The 21297-nt window shown below is 40.0% G+C and carries 12 protein-coding genes; all 12 read left to right on the forward strand.

Features of this window, described 5'->3' with window-relative positions:
* Nucleotides 1-191 precede the first annotated feature (191 nt).
* The 12 genes from BM015_RS05305 to BM015_RS05360 all read left to right on the forward strand — a co-directional run bounded on the left by BM015_RS05305 (nt 192) and on the right by BM015_RS05360 (nt 21137).
* Nucleotides 192-3380 carry a SusC/RagA family TonB-linked outer membrane protein gene (locus tag BM015_RS05305; RefSeq protein WP_090655575.1) on the forward strand — a complete coding sequence of 1063 codons (3189 nt, stop codon included), beginning with the start codon at nt 192-194 and terminating at the stop codon, nt 3378-3380.
* Between the two features lie 50 nt (nt 3381-3430).
* Complete coding sequence (locus BM015_RS05310; protein WP_090655578.1) at nt 3431-5170, forward strand: RagB/SusD family nutrient uptake outer membrane protein; 1740 nt, start codon at nt 3431-3433, stop codon at nt 5168-5170.
* 179 nt (nt 5171-5349) lie between these two features.
* Nucleotides 5350-6426 (forward strand): hypothetical protein, encoded by a 1077-nt coding sequence (locus BM015_RS05315; RefSeq protein WP_143075758.1) that lies wholly within the window; start codon nt 5350-5352, stop codon nt 6424-6426.
* Nucleotides 6427-6524: 98 nt separating this feature from the next.
* Nucleotides 6525-7682, forward strand: coding sequence for a glycoside hydrolase family 172 protein (locus BM015_RS05320; RefSeq protein WP_090655584.1), 1158 nt, complete (start codon nt 6525-6527; stop codon nt 7680-7682).
* A 69-nt stretch (nt 7683-7751) separates the two neighbouring features.
* Entirely contained in the window at nt 7752-8225 is a 474-nt protein-coding gene (locus tag BM015_RS05325) for a TlpA family protein disulfide reductase (protein WP_090655588.1), read from the forward strand.
* Between the two features lie 46 nt (nt 8226-8271).
* The gene (locus BM015_RS05330) at nt 8272-9294 is read left to right on the forward strand and encodes a LacI family DNA-binding transcriptional regulator (protein WP_245751238.1); all 1023 of its coding nucleotides are present in this window, start codon (nt 8272-8274) and stop codon (nt 9292-9294) included.
* Between the two features lie 155 nt (nt 9295-9449).
* On the forward strand, nt 9450-10700 hold the full coding sequence (locus tag BM015_RS05335; protein ID WP_090655594.1) for a DUF6786 family protein: 1251 nt from the start codon (nt 9450-9452) through the stop codon (nt 10698-10700).
* Between the two features lie 183 nt (nt 10701-10883).
* Complete coding sequence (locus tag BM015_RS05340; RefSeq protein WP_090655596.1) at nt 10884-12659, forward strand: L-fucose isomerase; 1776 nt, start codon at nt 10884-10886, stop codon at nt 12657-12659.
* Between the two features lie 82 nt (nt 12660-12741).
* Nucleotides 12742-14031 carry a sugar MFS transporter gene (locus BM015_RS05345; RefSeq protein ID WP_090655599.1) on the forward strand — a complete coding sequence of 430 codons (1290 nt, stop codon included), beginning with the start codon at nt 12742-12744 and terminating at the stop codon, nt 14029-14031.
* A gap of 91 nt (nt 14032-14122) precedes the next feature.
* Complete coding sequence (locus BM015_RS05350; protein ID WP_090655603.1) at nt 14123-16069, forward strand: glycoside hydrolase family 172 protein; 1947 nt, start codon at nt 14123-14125, stop codon at nt 16067-16069.
* A gap of 402 nt (nt 16070-16471) precedes the next feature.
* Entirely contained in the window at nt 16472-19522 is a 3051-nt protein-coding gene (locus tag BM015_RS05355) for a SusC/RagA family TonB-linked outer membrane protein (protein WP_177191821.1), read from the forward strand.
* Between the two features lie 19 nt (nt 19523-19541).
* Complete coding sequence (locus tag BM015_RS05360; RefSeq protein ID WP_177191822.1) at nt 19542-21137, forward strand: RagB/SusD family nutrient uptake outer membrane protein; 1596 nt, start codon at nt 19542-19544, stop codon at nt 21135-21137.
* The last annotated feature ends 160 nt before the right edge of the window (nt 21138-21297 follow it).

A 21297-nucleotide genomic window follows, 5' to 3' on the forward strand; every position in this document is an offset into this window, starting at 1 on the left:
CCAGGGAGCTTTCGTTCCCGAAACGAATTACAATCCCCTTTAGCGGTATGAAGGTGTTGAAGAAATCTGCTTTCTGAATCACCGGCCTCCGTGTTATTTAATTACCTGGTTTATGTATAAGCCGGTAAGCACTTGTTTATATTATTAAGCAAGCTGGTAAATTCTTGTTGTCTCATCTAAAATAAACGTACATGCATTTCAATCTAACTGTTAAACGCTGCGTATGGTTACGCGGTTTTAAATTTAAAAAAGGCGCAATCAAACATGGGCTAACGCTCTTTTTTGCGCTCATTTTATCACACACCATGCTCTTTGCCCAGCAAACAATTACGGGCAAGGTTATGGATGAAAAATCAAATCCTCTTGTGGGAGCTACCATAAGGGTTTCAGGCAGCCGTACAGCCGTGCCAACAGGCCAGGACGGCTCATTTTCCATTACCGCTTCAAAAGGGCAGGTGCTGGAAATATCTTATGTGGGTAAGGTTAATGAAAGGGTAACGGTTGGCGATAATACTTTGATAAATATCACTTTGAAAGACCAGGCTGTATCAGACCTCGACGAAGTTGTTGTTACAGGTTATATGACCCAGCGTAAAGCTGATTTAACCGGTGCTGTTGCCGTTGTTACTCCAAAGGAATTAAGCAAAAGCCATGGGCAGACTAACGTAATGCAATCGTTGCAGGGCGTGGTGCCGGGCCTGCATGTAACCACAGATGGAAACCCTGCCGGCAACGTAGGCATACAGGTGAGAGGGCTTACATCCCTGAATGGTTCAAGCCCGCTAATTGTAATAGACGGTATGCCGAGTTATATGAACCTGCGTGATATTAACCCTGATAATATTGCTTCTATGCAAATATTAAAAGATGCCTATTCTGCCAGTATTTATGGAACGCAAGGCGGCGCAGGTGTTATTCTTATACAAACCAAAAAAGGCCAGGCCGGCAAAGCAAAAATTTCCTATAACGGTTCAGTCGGTTTTTCTCAATGGAATAATAAACCTGACATGCTGAACACGATGCAATACGGAACCGCTTTATGGCAGGCTGCAGTAAACGGCGGCCAGGACCCAAATACGGCAACACAGATTTATAACTACGAATGGCATAAAGATAATAATGGTATTCCTGTATTGGATAAGGTTACACCGCGGCAATATTTAAATGCCGATTCCACCATGATCGCTGCCAATACTAACTGGCTTGACGCTATTTCGCAAACAGGTATTCAGCATAACCACCAGCTTACTATTTCAGGTGGTAATGAAAAATCTACATCATTGCTTTCGCTAAACTTTTTGCAGAATGAAGGAACACAGTTGTACACAGGGTTTAAAAGGTTTACAGTTCGTGTAAATACAGAGTATAAAGTAATAGGCGATCATTTTACTATCGGGGAAAATATTGAAGCATCTCATTTAATAGACAACAACCAGAATGTAACGCACCTGGCCTTGGTGGAACCACCCATTATACCTGTACGTTCTACGGATGGCGGCTGGGGCGGTTCTGCGGTTGCATTAGGTATGGATGATTATTGGAACCCTGTAAGAGAGCTTTCTTTAAATAAAGACAATGGCAATAAATACAACAAAATTTATGGCGATGTGCACGCCAATGTAAAATTCCTTAAGAACTTTAATTTCCGTTCCCAGTTAGGTTTAATTTATACTGATGGTTATCACAGGACCATTCAGTTTACTTTCCAGGAAGCGGGGGGCAAATTCAACCCCATCAACAGCGTAGATCAATGGTATTGGAGAGAAACCACACTCGATCTTACCAATACACTTAATTATAAATTAAATACCGGTAAACATAACCTTGATGTGCTGGCAGGCATGGAAGCCAATAAATATATTACTGAATTTATGGATGCCAGGCGCCAGGCACTTGCCTTTGAAAATTACGATTATGCCTATATAAGCACTGCCACAGGTAATATGACACTTGGCGGCGGCGGCGATAAATATAACCTGCTTTCTTACTTTGGCAAGTTCAACTATTCATACAATTCAAGATATCTTTTATCAGGATCGTTAAGGTATGATGGTTCATCAAAATTCGGTTCTAATGAAAGGTTTGCTTATTTCCCGGCTGTTTCTGCAGGATGGCGCATAAGCCAGGAAGATTTCCTGAGCAGCAGCAAAGTTATTTCCGATTTAAAGCTGAGGGTAAGCTGGGGAAAGAACGGAAGCCTCGCCGGTATCAATTCATTAAATGCTCAAACCTTTTTTGCACCTGATTATGGTTTCACATCTTATTCTATCGGAGGAAATGAAACCGGCGGCAACCTGCCTTCCGGCTTTTACAGGGTGCAAACAGGTAATGCAAACCTGAGATGGGAAGCCACTTCTCAAACAAACATTGGTATCGACTTTGGATTTCTTAACCAGAAACTTTCCGGTTCATTGGATTTCTACAGGAAATATACTGACGGTATGTTGATACGTCCACCTTACCTCGGCACATTTGGTGAAGGCAGTTATCAATACATCAATGCCGCAAATATGACAAATAAAGGCTTAGAACTTTCTCTTGCATATAATGGTAATACAGGTAAAGACTTTACTTATCAGGTTAGCGGCAACATTGCTTATAATACAAATAAAGTAAACGGTTTGCCACAAACCGTTACCTACACATGGGGTGGCACTTCACAAAAGGAAGATGGTATTGCAGGCCATCCCTGGGGAGCTGTATATGGCTTTATTGCTGATGGTATTTTTCAAAACCAGGATGAAGTGGATAATTCTGCTGCACAACCCGGCAAAGGAGTTGGAAGGCTTCGTTATAAAGATATTTCCGGGCCCGATGGTAAACCAGATGGTGTGATTGATTACAATTATGACCGTACCTGGATAAGCAAAGGTTCTATAACGCCCAAATTTGAATATGGCTTTTCTATCAACCTTGCTTATAAAAGCTTTGACCTGTCTATGTTCTGGCAGGGTGTGGCAGGTGTTGACGTGTATAACGGATGGAAGAGCTACAGCGACTTCTGGAATGTATGGATACAGAATGGCTTCAACCATCCAACACGTGTGTTAGATGCATGGACGCCAACCAATACCAAATCCGGTATTCCTGCTTTGTCTTTAAATAACGTAAATGATGAGCTCAGAACGTCCACCTATTTTGTTGAGCCCGGCCAGTATTTAAAACTCAGGAATATTCAGTTAGGGTATAGTCTTCCCAAATCTTTTGCTTCCAGGTTAAGTATGGATAAATTCTATGTGTATGTAATGGCGCAAAACTTACTCATGTTTAAGAGCTCAAAGTTTACAGGGCCTGATCCGGAAAATCCCGAAGGCAGTGATTATGCAAATCCTTATGTAATACCAAGAATCTTTAAAGCAGGGATTGAAATATCATTCTAACTGAGCCGAATTATAAACAAACATCTGATCAATCAATAAAAAACAAACAGATGAAAAAAATATCAAATTATTTATTCTTATCAATAATCCTTCTTTCAATAGCAAGCTGCAAAAAGTTTTTGGATGTAACGCCGCAGGCTGTTGTTACGGAAGGAAATGTAAGCACGCCTGAGAATATAGACGGGCTTGTAATTGCAGCTTATGCATGGCTGCCACACGAAGGCATTATTAACCAAAAATTAAGCCCCTGGCTGGCCGATATAAAGTCTGATGACTCTTATAAAGGCGGCGGCGGTATCGGCGACCAGATACCCTGGTATCAATGGGAAGTTTTTTCATTAAACACACCAAGCACAGGCAATAATGATGGTATATGGTATGCAGAATATGAAGGCGTATCAAGGTGTAATACGGCAATAAGGGCATTGAACGTTTTGGATGCATCAACCTATCCGCAAAAAGATCAGCGGATTGCAGAAATGAAATTCCTGCGCGGTTATTTTTTCTTAGACCTGAAAAGATGGTATAAATGGATTCCTTATTTTGATGAAAATGTAATGAATGATTCCATTGCAAAAATTCCAAACCGGCCTGCAGATGCACAAAACGATCTTGATATATGGCAACATATCTACGATGATTTTGCTGCTGCGGCAAGCGTGTTGCCCCCAACACAAACCGAACCGGGCCGGCCAACAAAATATGCAGCCGAAGCAGAAATGCTGGAATGCCTGATGTGGATGGCTTATGAGCAGGATATAAATAATAAAGTGGTTAATATTAATACAGAAACATTATCTAAAGCGCTCACCATTGCAGACGATATTATCAACAGTGGCAAATACAGCCTTGCACCGGATTTTGCTATCAACTTTTTATTCGATTACGACAATAAATCGCCTGAATCAATATATGAATGGCAATACTCGCATGATGACGGAACCACCAATGGTAATTTAAACGGCGGAACTCCTTTGAATGCGCCCTGGTGGCCTCCATATTTCAGTTGCTGCGATTTTCATAAAGCATCTTATAATATGGTGAATGCATTTAAGGTTGACGATAAAGGCATTCCCATATTTGATGATTTTAATAATGAAGAAATCACCAATAAGCAATCTTATTTTGCCAATAATGAATGGGACCCGCGTATTGGACATACTGTAGGCATTCCCGGCCTGCCATGGAAATATCAGCAAAACCTGTTGTTTGACAGCAGCGGCGCAAGAGACCCGGCTAACTATGGTTACTTTAATTCATTAAAAGAAAATGTTGAATCAGATTGCCCAGGCCTTGTTAACCTCTTCTGGATGTGGAATTCAAAAAATGAAATTGTTATCCGTTACGACAGGATTTTATTACAAAAAGCAGAAATACTCATCAGGCTTGGAAGGGAAAAAGAGGCATTGCCTATTATAAATGAAATACGCCAGCGTGCAGCCAATAGCACGGGCCGTTTAATTTTTGCAGATGGTAAACCAACACTGGATTACAAAATAAGCCTGTACCAGGATGGCATTAACTGCACCTGGACAAAAGATTTTGCATGGAAGGCATTGATGTGGGAAGACCGTTTAGAGTTCGCAATGGAAGGTGTGCGTTGGTACGACCTTGTTCGCTGGGGTATTGCAGAACCTGTATTGAACGCTTATTTCACAAAAGAATATCCGCGCAACAGGTCATGGATGAAAGATGGAAAGTTCACTGCAGGCCGCGATGAATTCATGCCTATACCGCAGCCACAAATGAATTATTCATTCGGCGTGTATACTCAAAATGTAGGATACTAATTTATTGCAATCATGGTTTGTCTCTTGGAATATGGGTATGATGCCTGCACAGGCAGGTATCTGCCCATAATTAAAAATCAATGAAGGTATTAATGCTAAATAGTAAAGTAACAGTTGTAATAGAAGATTAATAAATGTATTCCCGTTTTCTACATAAAAAACTTTTTCCTCTTTTTGTTTTGGCTTTATTCGTTTGTAAAAAATCTGAAACGCAAACTATATCAGAAAATATAAAATGGATAAGGCCGGTAAACGAAAAAAGCCCTGCTGTATGGGGCATCCGCAACGGAATTGTTTTTGGCCTATGGCCATATGACATTGAAAACCCGGTAAAAGAAAAAGAAGGCGGGCCACGTGGTTTAATACGTGTTGGTTATGAATTTAAAGGACATATTGATATGATAAATTTCATTGCTGTAGAACCGGTAGTAAATGGTGAAATGGAATTTAGTGAAATCTCTCCATCACGTGTGGATGGCAAATGGGGAAAGCTGATGTGGGCAAGTGATAGTTCTAATTCCGGGCGCTATTATCCTGCTGCCATAAGCCGCGGCGTGATTACTCATCCTGATGCCCGGCATCCTGATGTAGAACAACTCTCTCTGTATGTTTTTATGGAGCAATTTTTAAACGGCGCACATCCATATCTTAAGATTAGTATTCGCAGTGATAATCCTGAAGAACTGTGCTTTGAGATACTCAATGAAGAAAACAGTGCGCCTATGCAGCGGTGTGCATTAACTGCTACAATGGGTAATTATTCAAGGCTGCGTTTGCTATACTTAAAAAATAAAGTAATAAAAGCAGGAGAATTATACAACGGGTTTGATGGAATTGATTTTATAGAAAAGAAAATATATCCTCTCAATGAATTATTAAGAGATAAAAATGATGATTATATTGTTCTGGCTGAAACAAACGAAAGTTTTGCTTCGCTTTCATCGTGGCCGCAGCAGGAAGTGTATTATGCAAGATGGAGCTGGCGTTATCGTCCTTTTTTTAAACTAACCCAATATTGGAAAAAAGAAAAGTTGCAGGCGGATACGTCATTATCTGTGCGGGTAAACGGCAGGGCCAAATATTGGAGTGGTGGCAGTGCGAACAAAAACGTTTATATTGATATTCCGGGCGGCGTGGCATTTGAGAATTTTGAAATGAGGGAAAAATATTATTCAGGTCAAAAGTTTTATTTTGGATTAACCAGAAAAACGCCTGCGGACATAGTGCCACAGGTTGCTGGAATGAATAAGCCATAAATGCATAACAGGTTTCAAAAAACCAAACGGCCTTAATGAATTAAATAATTTATAATCGTGGTAAAAATCCATGTACTAACAAACCAAAAAATACACACATGAAAAAAAACTTATTATTTGTTTTAGCAAGTTTTATATGTGGCGGCGCTTATGCGCAGTCGTTCAACGGCATTAATTCAGACCTCAGCAACATTTTTATGATGTCTGATGCCAAAACTCGTTCTATTAGTCCTGAAAACTTCAATGGTGAAAAAGGTAAGGGCGGCATGGCAACAACAGGTACCGGCCTTAGCGCATCAAGGGATTTAGGAAAAGGATGGAAAGTAAGTCCCAGTGTTATCATTAAAGCGCATACAACTTTTACCGTTGCGGAAATTACAGGCCCCGGCGCTATTCAGCATATCTGGATGACGCCAACAGGCAACTGGCGTTATTCCATTCTGCGCTTTTATTGGGATGATGAAACCACTCCATCCGTTGAAGTACCTGTAGGCGATTTTTTTGGTATGGGATGGGGTAAATATGCGCAGATGAATTCTTTGGCTGTTAACGTTAACCCGGGCAGCGCATTTAATTGTTACTGGCCCATGCCTTTCAGGAAAAAATGCAGGATTACCATGGAAAATATTGATGATAAAGACATGGTGTTATATTACCAGGTTGATTATACATTAACCGATGTGCCTAAGGACGCTGCTTATTTTCACGCACAGTTCCGCCGCACAAACCCTTTGCCTTATAAAACAGATTATGTATTGGTTGACAACATTGTTGGCAAAGGCCAGTATGTAGGCACTTACATGGCATGGGGCGTGCATAACAATGGCTGGTGGGGCGAAGGTGAAATTAAGTTTTTTATGGATGGCGATACTGATTATCCAACCATCAATGGCACTGGTACGGAAGATTATTTCTGCGGCTCTTATGATTTTGATACACGCAAAAAAAATGATGCCGGTGTGGAAGAAGTGAACTATACAGAATTCTCTACTCCTTATGTAGGCCTTCACCAGGTGATTAAAGGAGATGGTCATTATCAGATTGCACAAAGGTTTGGCATGTACCGCTGGCACCTGAAAGATCCTATAAGGTTTGAAAAGGATCTTAAAGTAACTATACAGGCGCTTGGCTGGCGCGATGGTGGCCGTTATCTTCCATTGCAGGATGATATTGCTTCAACAGTTTTCTGGTACCAGGCAGAACCGCATAACCCGTTTCCGCCATTGCCTGACAAAGATCATTTGGAGGTGAATTAAACAGGAATAGTATTGCTTCTGTAATATTGTAATCAAATACAATACAGTTCATCTAAAAATGCAGGCACAGTGAAAAAAAGTTTTATCCTCGTTCTTTTTGGTTTGTTCATATATATGCAGTTGTTTTCTCAGGGCGGCAATAGCAGTATTGCCCCCTTTAAAATAAGGCTCACAAATGGCCAGGGTTACACGTATGAACAGCTTTCCAAAAACAAACCTGTTATTTTAATTTATTTTTCACCCACCTGCGATCATTGTAAAGAGTTTACTCAAGCGATGCTGAAGCGTATGGATAAATTACAGGACAAACAGTTTGTAATGATTTCTTATGAAAATTTAAAAGCAGTAAAAGCCTTTGATGACATGTATAAATTATCCGGTCATCAAAATATAAAAGTCGGTTCAGAAGGTTACACGTTTGTTGTACAGAAATATTATAACATTCAGCGCTTTCCTTTTGTTGCGGAATATGATAAAACAGGCAGGCTTAAAAAAATGATACGCGATAATTTAGATCCGGAAGATATAGCCAGCCGGTTATAGAAAGCTTTGAGCTTTTAATTATAAGATCAGACCTAATACTCATATAGTGGAAAAGAAGGTAGCACTTAAAGACGTAGCGCAACATATTGGCGTATCGGTAGCATTGGTTTCTTATGTATTGAATGGAAAAGAAAAAGAGGCAAGGGTAGGTGCAGACATGGCAAATAAAATACGGAAAGCGGCTGCTGAATTGAATTACCAGCCAAACCTTATTGCCAAAAGCCTTAAAATGGGCAAAACAAAAACAATTGGGTTGATTGTAGCTGATATCTCAAACCCCTTCTTTTCAACTATAGCAAGAATTGTAGAAGATGAAGCAAAAAAACACGGGTATGTGGTAATCTTTGGCAGCAGTGATGAAAGCGCAGAAAAGCAGCTTGATTTGATTGACGTATTTTCCACAAGGCTTGTTGACGCTTTTATTATTGCGCCTGCATCGGGTACAGAAAAACAAATTGAAACCATTGTAAAAAGAGGCATACCTGTTGTTTTAATGGACCGTTTTTTTCCAGGGCTAAAAGTTGATTGTGTTCATATCAACAATTTTAATGCAGCAGGCAAGGCTGTAAAACAACTTATTAAAAATAACCGCAAGAGAATAGGCATGGTGGCTTATGATACAATGCAGTCGCACATGCAGGATAGAAAGCAGGGATATAAAGCGGCATTAAAAGAAAATAGCATCCGTTTTAAAAAACAATGGCTTGTTGAAGCCAGCTATCAGAATATTGAAAAAGATGTGGCCGCAAAGTTAAAAGCATTACTTAAGCCTTTGCAGGTTGATGCTTTGTTCTTTGCCACCAACTCGCTGGCTGTTGCAGGTTTAAAAGAAATAAATAAACTGGGCATTAAAGTGCCGGATGATTTAGCTATTATTTCTTTTGATGAAAGTGATGCTTTCGATTTTTTCTATTCGCCGGTTACTTATGTGAGCCAGTCGCTTGTTGATATTGGCAAAGAAGCCGTAAAACTTATTTTAAACAGGCTGCATAATAAAAGCAAAAAAAATGCTGATGTTATTGTAGAAGCCAGGTTGATCGTTCGTGAAAGTTGCGGCAGCAAGCTATGATTGCAGCAGTTCAGGAATGAATTATGAATTCAGGGAGTAAATGTCAGGGGCTGCCCGCCATTCACAACTAACAACTCAAATTATTTTTTATAGTAAGCTTAAACGATTAAAATATGATCAGGAAACGATTGCAGGTTTATTCATTAAACTATTGTATGAAACTATTTTTTAAAACCTTAATCATTGGGCAGTTTATGATGTTCGCATCTTCGTGTAATAATTCAACTGATAAAACGCAAACGGCAGAAGCAAATGATTCATCAAAATATGCGCAGGGAACATTTGGTTACGATTTAAATTTTTTGCAGCAGCATGATAGTGTTATTGTATTAAAATCAGGTGATAATGCACAGGTAATCGTATCGCCTAAATACCAGGCAAAAGTTTTTACATCAACTGTTGATGGGGAAAACGGTTTTAGTTTCGGCTGGGTAAATTACAAAGCTTTCAGCGGCCCCGAAGATGCGCACATGAATGCTTATGGCGGCGAAAACCGTTTATGGCTTGGCCCTGAAGGCGGCCGCTTTTCTTTATTCTTTAACCCCGGCGATTCAATGGTTTTTGATCATTGGAAAACACCGGCCGCATTCGATACGGAAGTATGGAAAGTAACAGCGCAAACTGACAATAGCGTTACCATGCAGAAGGATATGCAACTCACCAATTACCATAACACGCCATTGCAATTATCGGTTACCAGGGCGGTTGCTATTTTAAATAATGATGAAATACAATCCGGCACCGGCATAACACTGGAAACAGGCGTTAAGGCTGTGGCTTATGAAACAATAAACACATTGACCAACACAGGCAAAGACGCCTGGACAGAAGCAACAGGCATGCCTTGTATATGGATATTGGATATGATGAAGAATACGCCGTCAACCGTGATTGTTGTGCCGTATAAAAATGCAAAGGGTGTAAAATTTGAAGATGTGGCCACAACAAACTATTTCGGTGAAATACCTGCCGATAGATTAAAGCATGATGATGATAAACTTTTCTTTAAAGCTGATGGTAAAAGCCGTGGTAAACTTGGTATTAAACCAAAATATGCAAAACCCGCTATTGGTAGCTATGATCCTGAAAATAAAGTATTGACAATTGCAATGTTTGAGCCCGATGCATCAGCCAAATATTTAAACCAGGAATGGAATACAATAAAGCCGCCATTTTCCGGCGATGCAGTAAATGCTTATAACGACGGGCCTTTGGCCGATGGTTCGCAAATGGGCCCTTTCTATGAAATTGAAAGCGTGTCGCCTGCTGCTTTCCTGCAGCCTGATCAATCACTCGTGCATAAACAATCGGTGTATCATTTCACCGGCGATGAAAAAGCATTAGATGCAATCAGCCAGAAAGTATTAGGCGTGTCTTTGAATGAAATACAAACAGCATTTAAATAAGTGAGAGCAAATGGTAATCAATATAAATTACCCTGCACTAATTAGTAATGTTTAATGCGCAATACTCAATTAAAAAGAACCTGGATATTGAGTGTTTCTTTAAAATAAACAAGATTGAATTGTAATTAATTGTTCGGGGTTTCATCACTTACTATTCACAACTCACAACTCACAAATAAGATTATGAATAAACAAACAGATTATCCAAAGATTGGCATTCGCCCTATTATTGACGGGCGGTTAGGTGGCATTCGTGAATCACTGGAAGAAACTACCATGAAGATGGCGCAGCATGTTGCTGCATTTTACACAAGCGAATTGCGTTATCCCGATGGTTCGCCTGTGCAATGTGTGATAGCAGATACCTGCATTGGCGGTGTGCATGAAGCAGCACAATGCGCAAAGAAATTTGAGCGTAATAATGTCGGCGTGTCATTATCTGTCACTCCCTGCTGGTGTTACGGAAGTGAAACGATGGATATGAGCCCTCATTTGCCAAAAGCTATATGGGGCTTTAACGGAACGGAAAGGCCAGGCGCTGTTTATCTTGCTGCAACGCTGGCAGCACATAACCAGTTTGGTTTGCCGGCATTTGGAATTTATGGAAGGGATGTGCAGGATTTAGGAGATGAAACAATTCCTGAAGACGTAAAAGAGCGCTTGCTGAATTTTGCACAGGCAGGTTTGGCGGTGGCCATTATGCGTGGCAAATCTTATCTCGCCATTGGTTCTGTATGCATGGGTATTGCAGGCTCAATTGTAGTGCCCGATTTCTTCAGGGAATACCTCGGTATGCGTAATGAATATGTTGATTCAACTGAAGTATTACGCCGTATAGAAAAGAAAATTTATGATGAACCGGAATTTGAAAAAGCATTGGCATGGGTAAAGAAAAGTTGCAAGGAAGGCGATGATTTAGCAAATGAAGAAGGCAAACAATCATCAAGAGAACAAAAAGATAAAGACTGGGAATTTGTTGTAAAAATGACCATGATAATACGTGACCTTATGCAGGGTAACCCGCATTTAAAAGATAAAGGTTTTGGCGAAGAAGCATTAGGCCATAATGCAATCGTATCTGGCTTCCAGGGCCAGCGGCAATGGACGGATTTTTTACCGAACGGTGATTTTTCTGAAGCCATATTAAATTCATCATTTGACTGGAACGGCATTCGTGCGCCTTATACAGTGGCAACAGAAAATGATTGCTTTAATGGTGTGAGCATGTTGTTTGGATACCTGCTTACCAACACTGCACAAATATTTGCTGATGTAAGAACTTACTGGAGCCCGGAGGCCGTTGAACGCGTAACGGGGTGGAGGCCTGAAGCTTCAGCGGCCAATGGTTTCATTCATCTTATTAATTCCGGTTCTGCAACACTGGATGGAACAGGGCAACAACAAAAAAATGGCAAACCAGCCATGAAACCGTTCTGGGAAATTAATGATGAAGATGCTGATGCATGCTTAAAAGCAACCACCTGGTATCCTGGTGATAAAGGTTATTTCAGGGGTGGCGGCTACTCTTCAAAATTTGTAACCAAAGGCGGCATGCCGGTAACCATGTGCCGTATTAATTTGGTGAGAGGACAAGGCCCCGTATTGCAGATAGCAGAAGGTGAAACAATCGACCTGCCTCAGCATGTTCATGATACATTGGATAACCGTACAAACATCACCTGGCCCACAACCTGGTTTGTGCCACGCATAACAGGCAAAGGTGCATTTACCGATGTGTATAATGTAATGCTGCATTGGGGCTCTAACCATGGCGCTATAAGTTATGGTCATATTGGCCATAAATTAATAACATTGGCTTCTATGTTGCGTATTCCGGTTTGTATGCATAATATTGACGAAGAAAGAATTTTCAGGCCCTCCGCATGGAATGCCTTTGGTTCTGAAACGGAAGGCGCCGATTATCGTGCCTGTGGTAATTACGGGCCTCTTTATAAATAAAAAGTAATTGTATTAAAATACCCGTGAAAAATATTTTTTGCGGGTATTTTATAAACGCCATTGAAAAAACAAATTTGTACGAATGAAAAATAACAAACCATCACTTTTTGTAAAAGACGGCATTAATTATCTCGGCCCTTTCGCTGCCATCAGCGCTTTGTTTTTTTTATGGGGAATAGCGCACGGCATGCTCGACACGCTGGATAAAAACTTCCAGATGATGCTGCATTTGCAAAAATGGGAATCCAGCTTTATCCAGTTTTCCTTGTATGGCGCTTATTTTGGCATGGCTATACCTGCAGGCATGTTTATAAAAAAATACGGGTATAAAAAGGGCATTATTTTCGGGCTTTCCCTTTTTGCTGCGGGCGCCCTCATAGCTGCCGGCACAGCCAGTTTTCAATCTTTTGTTTTGTTTTTAATTTGCCTGCTCATTATAGGTGCAGGGCTTGCAACACTTGAAACAGCGGCTAATCCTTACACAACAAAACTGGGCCCCCCCGAAACGGCAGAACGCCGCATTAATTTTTCCCAGTCTTTCAACGGGCTTGCGTGGATGATAGGCCCACTGATCGCCTTATACATTTATGGCAACCAAAGCCACGTGGAAGGTGAAAAAATGATTTCAATCATTCTGCCCTTTGCTATAATAGGGTTGGTTGTTTTAGCCATCGCATTCGTTTTTATGCGCATAAAATTGCCTGAAATAACAGAGGCGGATGAAATTGCTGCACACGGTGGTGTGGTAACGCAAACTTCAGAAACCGGTATCGTAACAAGTGTTGACGACCCGGCTTATATATCTCCCAAACCATTATGGAAAAACCGCCATTTCACAATGGGCTTTGCTGCACAGGCATGTTATGTGGCGGCACAAACAGGCGTTTTTAGTTACCTGATAAATTTTGTTACCGATCACGACATGCACCCGCGTTTTGATGTGGAATATGCACCTTACTTTTTATCGCTTGGCTTTTTGTTATTTATGATCGGCCGTTTTTCGGGCAGCGCTATGATGAAGTTTTTTAAGCCAACAAAAATGCTGGCGCTTTATACACTTGCGGTTTGCATTCTTTTACCCATAGTATCGTTTGAAATGGGCTGGGTTTCTCTGATTGCGCTTTACGGTGTTTTCTTTTTTATGTCGATTATGTTTCCTACCATATTTGCGCTTGCTATAAAATCGCTTGGTCATAATACCAAGGAAGCTTCTTCTTACCTGGTAATGGCAGTGGCTGGCGGCGCAGTGTTTCCGCCGATTATGGGCGCTGTAGCTGATAACTACGGCATGGCAACAGGTTTTCTTGTGCCCATACCGCTATTCCTGTTTATATTATATTATGCCATTAAAGGGCATAAGGTGTTGGCATAATTGTACAACAATCTTTGGAAGATTTAAACCTTCCAAAAGTTGATTACATACTGAAATCAGAATAAAATTTTTACAAATAATAATCACCATAATGAGGTTAATCTTTTTATGTAGTTTGTTATGTGCTGCAACAGGGTTATGTGCACAAAAAACGGTTACCGCTGTTGATGAGTTGAAGCAATTTTATAATATTAATGAATTGCCGGCATATCGCTCAAACACTTATGCAGCGCAGGTTTCAACGTATGATACCACTGGTGGTAACAATGATGGTTTTGGCGGGCAATATTCTTTTATAAGAAGAAATGCAGACAGCAGCCTTGTGATTTTTGACGTTAAAGGAACAGGTGTTGTTAACCGCATCTGGACGCCAACACCAACTACAGATACACTTGATTTTTATATTGATGATGCAAAACAGCCAACACTCTCCATTAATTATATGGATCTTTTCTCTGGTAAGGTTTACCCGTTTGTGCAGCCGCTTTGTGGTAACCAGGTTGGAGGTTATTACTGTTACTTTCCTATTCTCTTTCAAAAACATTGTGTGATTGTTAGCAGGGGAAAGAAAATGATGTTTCATCAAATTGGTTACAGGTTGTATAATAAAGGAACTATTGTTGAACCTTTCACCACGAACATTGGTGATGATGTGAAAAATGCATTGAATGCAATCAGCGGTTTATGGAACAGTAACGAAGTGCATAAAGCAAAAGCAATTGCAGCCAGCAATGCCGGTACAAAAATTACTGATACGTCTTTTTCCATCAAGCCCGGCGATACAAGACAGGTATTTGCATTGAATACCGGCGGCAGAATTACAGGTATTGAAATCAGTCCTTCCAGCAGTTTTGCATCACTGTATAAAAACATCATTATGCGTGTGTTTTGGGATGATGAAAAACTGCCGGCTATTGATTGCCCCGTTGCAGATTTCTTTGGCTTTGCATTTGGGAAGCCTTCCATGCAAAGTTTGCTGGCCGGTTCAGAAAATAATATTTGTTACAGTTTTATTCCAATGCCTTTTGATAAAAAAGCGCGTATTGAATTTAGTTATGTGAATGCAAAAGACAGTGCGTTAGCAAGCGTTGGCCTGCACGCAAAAATTTATTATACACTTCAGCCGCGGAAAGCTGATAAGGAAGGAAAATTTTATGCATATAGAAACAGTGAAAAAACAAAAGATGGGCAACCGCATGTTTTTTTAAACATACAAGGCAAAGGGCATTATATAGGCACTGTATTACAGGCACAAGGCTTACATACAGGTATGACCATTTTTTTTGAAGGTGACGATTCTACAGTTATCGATAATACCATGCGTTTTCATGGCACTGGTTCCGAAGATTATTTTAATGGCGGCTGGTATGCATTGTTAAACCGCTGGGATTCAAAAATGAGTTTGCCATTGCATGGCGCTTTGGATTATTCACTGGCTTTTGCAAGAACGGGCGGCTATAGGTTTTATTTCACAGATAAAATGTCGTTTGAAAAAAATATTTATCACAGCATAGAACATGGTGGCGAACACAATGCGGTGCCCGGCTTATATACTTCTGTAAGTTATTTCTATTGCGACAGGCCACAGCAGTTATCATCATCCATTACGAATGAAAATACGAAGGTTTACATACCTGATACCATCAATATCTACCCGCAATTTTCCAGTGTTGAAATAGGTTCAGACATGAATATTAAAACAGTGTGGGATAATAATGATATAGGACAGAGTTTTGATATAACAGCGCCTGACAACGGCATGCTGAAAGTGAACCTGGGTGATATACCTGCGGGTTATTATAAACTTTTTATTTCTTATGCAAAGCAACCGGGAGGCTGTGATTTTTCTATCTGGCAGCGCCAAACACAAATTGCAGGCTGGCATTCATCTTCAGCAAATGACAAACAAAAAGTAAAAGACATGTTTGCAGGCGATATTCATATAACAGAATTGAATAACGCTGCAACTATTCAGTTTAAGACGGCAGGCGAAGCAAATAAGTTTTTATGGATTAAAATGATGTTGGTAAAAAAATAATGCATTGTAATTAATGGCGCCGTTGTTACCGCCTGTTTACTACTTCATAAGAATTGTTTTCAGACGTAAGCATTGTGCTGCGTAAGTACTCAAAAAAGAATACTATAACTGGGTTTAAAAAAACTAAAGAAAGTTTGCTTAAACGATTAAATTAATATAAGTTTGAGGTATATTTTGCTTAAACGATTAAACGCCATGCCTCATGAAATTTTACCTGTTGATTATTTAGCGGAAGGTCTTGCTGAAAATTATTTCCCTGATTCGGTGGATTATAATAAAGAAAGGATTTAATTCTCTGCAAATAGGTTAGGCTTCGCTTTAAATATGCATAGTTCAATAACTGTGTACAGTAGTTCTTTTGCTTTATCATTTTATATTTTCTTTAAAACAAAAAACAACGCTATGGGTTCTCTTTTAAAAATGCAGCCAATGTTTCTGCAATGCTTATTGCACTTCGGAACGGCCATAAAAAAAACATTTTTTATAGCCGTTTCGCTTGTCTGTTTTCAATCTTTTCTTTTCGCACAGCAATCTACGGTTACCGGGAAAGTAACAGATGAAAATGCTGCTCCGCTGGCAGGGGCTACTGTTAAAGTGTCCGGCAGTAACACCGCTGTTGCCACAAATGCTGATGGCACTTTTTCTATCAGTGCATCCAAAGGCCAAACACTGGAAATAACTTATGTGGGTAAGATGGATGAGCAAGTGACAATTGGTGATAATCGTTCACTTAATATTACATTAAAAGATTATACAGACACTGGCTTGAATGATGTGGTTGTAGTAGGATATGGCACACAGGCAAAAAAAGATTTGACCGGGTCTATCGGGGTAGTATCTCAAGCAAAGATGGAAAACCAGGCAACGGTGGGCATTGGGCAAAACCTCCAGGGTAAACTGGCCGGAGTTCAGATAATTCAAAATAATGGAACCCCTTACAGCGGCACTCAAATCAGAATAAGGGGAACAGGTTCTTTTGGAGCATCAAGTAATCCGCTTATCGTAATTGATGGTATGATCACCAATGATGGATTAGCAAATCTTAACCCGAATGATGTTGAAAACATAACAGTTCTTAAGGATGCTGCTTCTGCTGCTATATATGGTTCAAGAGGTGCGAACGGCGTTGTGATTGTAACAACCAAGAAAGGCAATTTTGAAGCGCCTATGAAAGTTAATTTCTCTGCTTATGCAGGAGTTGACCAGGTTCGTTATAAAATACCTACATTAACTGCAAAGCAATATGCCGTTCAGGTAAATGATTATTATGGGGCAGCAAATTTGCCTCAGCCTTTTACACAGGAAGAAATCAGTTCATATGGGAAAGGCACCAACTGGGTTGATGAAATAACGCAATCAGGCTTCAAGCAAGATTACTCTCTGTCAATCTATGGAGGAACAAAAAATAATGCTTACGCAATAGCTGTAGATTATTTTGATGGCCAGGGAGTAATTAAGAATACAAATTTTAAACGCGGTAATATTAAAATAAGTGATGATAGCCGCATCTTGCCCAATTTAAAATTAGGCATAAGTCTGAACGTAAATTATGGCGTATCGAACAATACAGATTGGGGCCAGGCAATTGACCGCGCTTTGATATTTCCGCCTACAGAACCGGTTTATGACGCAAACGGAGATTACAGTGCCGCCATACATAACGGAGAACCTGTAACCATGCTGAACCCGTTAATAGCAGTGAACTTATGGAAGTATAAACAAACATGGAAGAAATTGCTGGGAACAACATATTTGGAGTGGGATATTTTTAAAGACCTGAAATTCAAAACTTCGCTTAATGCGGAATATTATGGATGGAACCAGGACCACTTTATTCCTGCTTACACATTTGGCCCGGCAGGATTAATAGGCGACCATCCGATTGCAGAGCTTTATGAAGATCAAAATGAGAATATTAACTATGAAATTGATAATATCCTTACTTATACCAAGCGCATAAACCAGGATCATAATTTAACAGTTATGGCTGGTTATACCTTTCAGCAAACGAACGGATCTAATTTAAGTGCATCAAGAAATGATTTTTTGAACAACGATCCAAACATGCAGGTAATAGATGCCGGCAACAGCAATATCAGTAATGGAGGCAATAAATATGCATGGGCTATTCAGTCTTATCTTGGCCGAATAAACTATGCATATAAAGACAAATATTTATTGAGCAGCAGTTTAAGAATTGACCAGACGTCACGCATTGCTTCCAATCACAGAAGAGGTGTGTTTCCCGGAGCATCAGCCGGCTGGGTTATTTCAAAAGAGAAGTTTTTTGAAAATGTATCTGCTGTAAATAATTTAAAGCTTCGTGCAAGCTGGGGTATTTTGGGTAACCAGGATATTGGAACATATCCATATCAAACCACGCTTAACTCTACCGGGTTATATTATCCATTTGGCGCAGGCGGCGATGGCACCACATATACCGGTGTTGGCCCAACCAGCCTGGGCAACCCTAATATTCGTTGGGAAAAAACATCAACTTATGGTGCGGGCCTGGAAGCTTCTTTTTTGAATAACAGGTTGTCCTTTATAGCAGATTATTATAAAAGAAACACTTCTGATATTCTTGTTCAGATTCCTTTGCTTGCAACTTCCGGCGTTGATAATGCGCCTTATCAGAATGCCGGCAGCGTATCAAACACAGGCATTGAGTTAACATTAGGTTACTCCGACCAGATCGGCAAATCTTTTAAATACGATGTGAGCATTAACTGGACGCATAATAAAAATATTGTTACAAAAGTTCCGTCGCCCATAGTTAATGACTTTAGCCAAACTACAATAGGCAATTCTATTAATGAATGGTATGGTTATGTGCAGCAGGGCATTTTCCAAACACAGGATGAAATTGATAAAGCGCCAACGCAACCTAATGCTGCTCCCGGCGACATAAGGTTTAAGGATTTAAATAATGATGGTGTAATTAATGCCAGCGACAGAACATTTTTAGGATTTGCCGTAGCACCTAACACGTATGGTGGCAGTATTTCTATGTCTTATAAAGGGTTTGATTTGGTTACAAGCTTTTATGGGCAAAGCGGAGCGGTCAGAAGTATAGACCAGGTTGGTTTTGCAATAACAAGAGGCGGCGAACAAACTTCTGCATGGATGTATAACCAAAGATGGACAGGCGAGGGAACAAGCAATTATGTGCCAAGGGTAGTAGCGGGTGATCCGAATGATAACTATCGCAGATCTACTTTCTGGTTAAGGTCATCTGATTTTTTCAGGCTTCAAAACCTGCAGATTGGTTATGATTTTACAGGTTTATTAGACAGCAAAGCAGCTAACGTAATTCATAAGCTGCGCTTTTATATTGCAGCGCAAAACCTGTTCTGCATTAATACTTATCCGGGATGGGACCCTGAACAAAGTATTAATGGCGGATATCCGATGCCTCGATCTTTTTATGGTGGTATTAATGTGCAATTCTAAACAGAGTAAAATAATAATCATGAAAAAAGCAATTTTCTTTTTTATATCTCTTTTAACCTTCGCTGCTTGTAATAAGCAATTAGATAAAATGCCGTATGGTGTTGTATCAACTGATAATTTTTATAAAACCGCTGATGACGCTGAAATGGCGGTAACAGCCGCGTATAAATCATTCCAGTTATTAGATGGACAAAACGGCTGGAACACCCAGGCTGGTTATACGCCCATGGGAGATATAACAGGCCCTGATGTGCAGGCCCACCCGGATCTTGTTGTTTATTATCAAATACAGCAGTCCATTATTTCAGCAAGTTCAGACCAGATGGAGATGTTATACCAGCGTTGTTATAAAGCGCTTTTACTGGCTAATGAAGCAATAGAAAAAATACCGGCAATTGAGATGGATGAAACATTGAAGTCCAGGTACATGGGTGAGCTCTATTTCATAAGAGGTTTTTGGCTATTTCGTTTAGGGTATATGTTTGGTACAGCGCCATTGGTTACCACTCCTTTAGGTATATCTGAATTAAATGTTCCTAATTCCGTAAGAACGGCTGAATTTGACAACAGCAAAAAAGTAAATAATTATACAATTACAAAAAGCGATTTGTTTGACCAGGCTGAAGCTGATTTTAAATTGGCTTTGCAATCATCTATAGCAGACAGGAATACAGGCGATTTAATGGGAAGGGCAGATAAAGGTGCAGTGAAAGCATATCTTGCCCGGATATATTTATACGAGCACAAGTGGAATGATGCCAAAGTTTTATTGGAAGATATAATGTCTTATGGCTATGCATTGCTCCCTGATTATAACGATATATTTAACGGTACGCACGATAATAGCACAGAAGCAGTTTTTGAAGTTCAATACACAGCATTAAATCAAAAAGGCACAGATAATTTTGGAACAGTGCTTAATGCGCCAAATGGAGAAGGATATGTTGCCGGTGGCGGCTGGGGATGGACACGCCCTACGCAGGATTTGGAATGGGAATATGAGGCAGGAGATCCACGCTTAACAGCCTCTATTTTCCGTAAAGGCAAAGACGATTTTTTCGGCCAGGTTTTTATGGATAAAGTAAACGGAACGGGCCTGGGCATCAGGAAATGGTGTATTGGTAATCCTCCCAATAATAATGGTGTTACAGTTGACCAGGTTAGCTGGAATAATTCAAGCAACTACACTTTGGTTAGGTATGCTGAAGTATTGTTGTGGTATGCTGAAGTGATGAATGAATTAGGTGATCGTGCAAAAGCTGCGGAATATGTAAATAAAGTAAGGGCACGTACGGGTACAACAACAGATCCTAATACAGTTAATAAAAATGATATAAAACAATTATCGCCAATATCTTCAACACTAAGCTATGAAGATATGTTTTGGGCAATTGTACATGAGCGCAGGGTTGAGTTTGCTTTTGAAGGAAAATTTGGATGGGATTTAAGAAGATGGGGCGTTGCAAGCGATTATCTTACTAATCCTGATAGATGGCAAAACCAGGTAACGCCCGGGTATTTTAAATATAAAATCGGGAAGGATGAAGTTTTCCCCATACCACAAATTGAAATTGACAGGTCTGGTGGTGTTCTAACGCAGAATCCTGGTTATTAATATAACAATAAGTTTCAATGCTGAAGCGCCGGAACTTTATTACTAACAAAAATAATAGGCAGCTTAAGTTAAGCTTAAGATCGTTCGGTTTAAATACAAGCAGCTCAACTCTAAAAACTTAAAAAACAAGCAGGGTTAATGGTTTATTCTTCGTTGAGGA

The sequence above is a fragment of the Parafilimonas terrae genome (assembly GCF_900115755.1).
Taxonomy (GTDB): domain Bacteria; phylum Bacteroidota; class Bacteroidia; order Chitinophagales; family Chitinophagaceae; genus Parafilimonas; species Parafilimonas terrae.